General features: G+C 46.8%; 2 protein-coding genes and 1 pseudogene. All 3 read left to right on the top strand.

Annotation, left to right across the window (positions count from 1 at the left end; translation table 11 throughout):
- Positions 1 to 234 (top strand): annotated as a pseudogene (gene sdhB, locus B3180_RS14485) (succinate dehydrogenase iron-sulfur subunit); the annotation flags it as partial.
- Positions 235 to 344: 110 nt separating this feature from the next.
- Positions 345 to 3152 carry a 2-oxoglutarate dehydrogenase E1 component gene (locus tag B3180_RS14490; RefSeq protein ID WP_054487374.1) on the top strand — a complete coding sequence of 936 codons (2808 nt, stop codon included), beginning with the start codon at positions 345 to 347 and terminating at the stop codon, positions 3150 to 3152.
- 13 nt (positions 3153 to 3165) lie between these two features.
- The coding region (locus B3180_RS14495; RefSeq protein ID WP_286845212.1) for a biotin/lipoyl-containing protein at positions 3166 to 4366 on the top strand (1201 nt) is incomplete at its 3' end.

The following is a 4366-nucleotide window of genomic DNA, read 5'->3' on the forward strand; positions in this document are numbered from 1 at the left end:
TTCTGGTGGAACCCTGACAAGTTCATTGGTCCGGCAGGGTTGTTACACGCTTATCGTTTCTTAATCGATAGTCGTGACACAGCAACGGACGAGCGTTTAGACGAGTTGGACGATGCATTTAGTGTGTTCCGTTGCCACGGAATTATGAATTGCGTCAACGTTTGTCCTAAAGGGTTGAACCCAACTAAGGCTATTGGACACATTAAATCGATGCTTTTGAACCGCGCAGTTTAAGTTGTTAAATTGTCGCGTCAATTTGAACGGTTGATGTTGTGGATAGCCATCCCACAAGGATGGCTATTTTTTTATAAAAACGGTTTATCTATTCAGGTGAAGGAAACGCAATGCAAGATGGTGTAATGCGTGAATGGTTAGAAACATCGCATCTAGCCGGTGGTAACGTTGCCTACATTGAACAAATGTTTGAGGCGTATCTGGATGATCCGACGGCAGTCAGTGATGAATGGCGTCAAATGTTCGATGCGTTGCCGAAAGAGAATCACATTGTTGATACCAAACTCAGCGAAGTGAGAGAGCAGTTCCGAGAAGCAGCAAAGAATAAGCTCAAGCAGTCTCAAACCGGCAGCACGACCGCCGCCGATCAGAAGCAAGTCAAGGTTTTACAACTTATCAATGCTTACCGATTCCGCGGTCATCAGCATGCCAATCTTGATCCTCTTGGTTTATGGAAACAGGAAACCGTTCCAGACCTTTCATTAAACTTCCACGATTTAAGCAAAGACGACTTAGAGCGCGAGTTTAATGTAGGCTCTTTAGCCGTTGGCAAAGACACAATGAAGCTGAGTGATATTCACGAAGCTTTAGAAAATATTTATTGTGGCTCTATTGGTGCCGAGTACATGCACATTGTTTCAACCGAAGAAAAACGCTGGATTCAGCAACGGTTGGAAGGTGTTCTTGGTCAGCCTAAATTTAAAAAAGAGCAGCAAACCAAAATCTTAAAAGAGCTGATAGCAGCTGACGGGTTGGAAAAGTATCTGGGGTCTAAATTCCCGGGCGCTAAACGCTTCTCGCTAGAGGGCGGAGACAGTCTAGTTCCGTTGTTAAAAGAACTTATTTCACGCTCGGGTGAGCAAGGCGCCAAAGAAGTGGTCATTGGCATGGCTCACCGCGGTCGTCTGAACGTATTAGTGAATGTTCTGGGTAAGAAACCTCAGGACCTATTTGACGAGTTTGCCGGTAAGCACGACAGCACGAAAGGCTCAGGTGATGTTAAATATCACATGGGTTTTTCATCTGACTATGCAACACCGGGCGGCGATGTTCACTTAGCATTAGCTTTTAACCCATCGCATTTGGAAATTGTTAATCCGGTTGTTATGGGCTCGGTTCGCGCACGTATGGACCGTCTGCAAGATCCAGAAGGCAAAAAAGTACTGCCAATTACCATTCACGGTGACGCCGCCGTTGCAGGCCAGGGCGTAGTACAAGAAACCTTTAATATGTCGCAAACACGGGCTTATCGTGTTGGCGGGTCAATCCGCATTGTTGTGAATAACCAGGTTGGTTTCACGACCGCAAAACAGGAAGATGCGCGTTCTACTCAATACTGTACTGACATTGCAAAAATGGTACAGGCGCCAATTTTCCACGTTAATGCCGATGACCCTGAAGCTGTGGTCTTTGTGACTCAACTGGCCCTGGATTATCGAAACGCCTTCCAGAGAGATGTCGTTATCGACTTGGTTTGTTATCGCCGTCACGGGCACAATGAAGCTGACGAGCCGAGTGCAACGCAGCCTCTAATGTACGCTAAGGTGAAAAAGCAGCCGGTTGCTCGTGAGATTTATGGCAAACAACTAATTAAAAACTCGATAGTTGATGAAGACACTGCCAAACAGTGGATGTCTGACTATCGTGACGCATTAGATAAAGGCGAAGTTGTCGTTGATGAACACCGCCCTATGCGTCAACACTCCGTTGACTGGTCACCGTATATTGGAAATGACTGGGATGTTGAGTATGACTACAAAGTCTCGATTAAAAAGCTGAAAGATCTGGGTCAGAAAATTACGACATACCCGGAAGAACATAAGCTGAACTCCCGCGTTGCAAAGGTTTATCAGGAACGTCTGAAAATGGCGAAAGGCGAAAAGTCTATGGACTGGGGTTTTGCAGAAACCTTAGCCTATGCCACCCTGGTAAACGACGGTACTCATATTCGTCTGACCGGGCAGGACAGTGGGCGTGGTACGTTCTTCCACCGTCATGCCGTGCTGCATAATCAGGAAGACGCTTCAACTTATATGCCTCTGAATAATCTGGGATCAGAGCAGGGCCAGATTGAAATTTATGATTCAGTGCTGTCAGAAGCCGCGGTTGTTGCCTTTGAATATGGTTATGCCACAGCGGAACCAAAAGCATTGGTCATGTGGGAAGCTCAGTTCGGAGACTTCGTAAACGGTGCTCAGGTTGTTATTGATCAGTTCCTAAGCTCTGGCGAACAGAAGTGGGGCCGTTTGTGTGGTTTGACATTATTGTTACCGCACGGTTACGAAGGTCAGGGGCCAGAACACAGTTCGGCGCGCTTAGAGCGTTTCTTGCAGCTTTCAGCTGATCACAACTGGTCTGTGTGTGTGCCAACGACACCGGCACAGGTTTTCCATATGATTCGTCGTCAGCACTTACGTCCTGTTCGCAGACCGTTAGTTGTGATGACACCGAAGTCATTATTACGTCATCCGTTAGCCGTTTCAGAAATGGACGATTTAGCGGATGTCGGGTTCCAGAACGCGATTGCGGAAATTGACGACCTGAATCCGAAAAAGGTAAAACGCGTGGTATTTTGCTCCGGTAAAGTCTACTACGATTTACTGAAAGAACGTCGCGAACGCGAACAAGAAGATGTTGCCCTTATTCGTATTGAACAGCTTTACCCGTTCCCTGCGGAAGAAGTGGCAGAAATTATGAAAGATTATCAGCACGTTAAAGATTTTGTCTGGTGTCAGGAAGAGCCTCAGAACCAAGGCGCATGGTATAGCAGCCAGCACCACTTCTGGGCCGCAATTCCGAAAGGAGCTCAGTTGTCTTATCGTGGTCGTAGTGCGTCAGCCGCACCAGCGGTCGGATACATATCAGAGCACAACAAGCAGCAGCAAAAACTTGTTGACGAAGCGCTAACCATTAAATAGGTGAAGATGAACCATGGCGATTGATATAAAAGTTCCTCAATTACCCGAGTCTGTTGCAGATGCAACCATTGCAACATGGCACGTAAAACCTGGCGATAAAGTGTCTCGTGACCAGAATCTGGTTGACATCGAAACCGACAAGGTTGTGCTTGAAGTCACTGCAGAAGCGGACGGTGTTCTAGGTGAGATTACTGCCGAAGAAGGCACAACGGTAAACGCTGAAGAAGTCATCGGTAAAATTGAAGAGGGCGATGGCGAATCAGCTTCTGAAGATAAATCAGAAGATAAAGATTCAGGCGACAAGAAAGAAAAGTCAGAAAAGAAAGAATCTGATTCTTCAGACGACAAAGGCTCAGACAAGAAAGGCTCTGGTGAAAAGATGGAAGTTAAAGTTCCTCAATTACCAGAGTCTGTTTCTGATGCGACAATTTCTACCTGGCACGTTAAAGCTGGTGATGCGGTAAAACGTGACCAGAACCTGGTTGATATTGAAACCGATAAAGTGGTTCTGGAAGTTGTAGCTCCGGCGGACGGCGTTTTGGCTGAAATTAAGCACGACGAAGGCGACACTGTTGGCGCTGACGATGTCATCGGCATTGTTGAAGCAGGCGGTTCTGCCGGTGGCAGTTCAAGTAAGTCTGACGATAGTAAATCTGAGTCTTCTTCAGAAAGTAAAGACGAGAGCAAAGACGACGGTGGTGACAATGAAGTAGCTGGTCCTGCGGTTCGTCGTTTGTTAGGTGAGCACGGTCTTAAGCCAAGTGATGTTAAAGGCACAGGCAAAGGCGGTCGCGTCACTAAAGAAGACGTTGAAAAACACGTGAAAGGTCAGTCTTCGTCTAAATCATCTGACAGTAGCAGCAAGCAACAGTCTTCACAGCCTGCGGTTTCAGGTGACCGAGACCAGAAGCGCGTACCAATGACACGTCTGCGTAAACGTATCGCAGAACGTCTGTTGCAAGCGAAGAACGACACGGCCATGTTGACCACGTTTAACGAAATCAACATGAAGCCTATTATGGACTTGCGTAAGAAATACAAAGACGTGTTTGAAGAAACGCACGGCACGCGTCTTGGCTTTATGGGCTTTTATGTCAAAGCTGTAACAGAAGCATTGAAACGCTTCCCAGACGTCAACGCATCCATTGATGGCGACGATATTGTTTACCACAACTTCTTCGACATCAGTATTGCTGTATCGACACCTCGTGGTT

The organism is Idiomarina sp. UBA4206 (assembly GCF_002383015.1).
Lineage (GTDB): Bacteria > Pseudomonadota > Gammaproteobacteria > Enterobacterales > Alteromonadaceae > Idiomarina > Idiomarina abyssalis.

Excerpts from the sequence above, each read along its gene's own strand:
- B3180_RS14490 (WP_054487374.1), top strand. The coding sequence starts at position 345 with ATGCAAGATGGTGTAATGCGTGAATGGTTAGAAACATCGCATCTAGCC.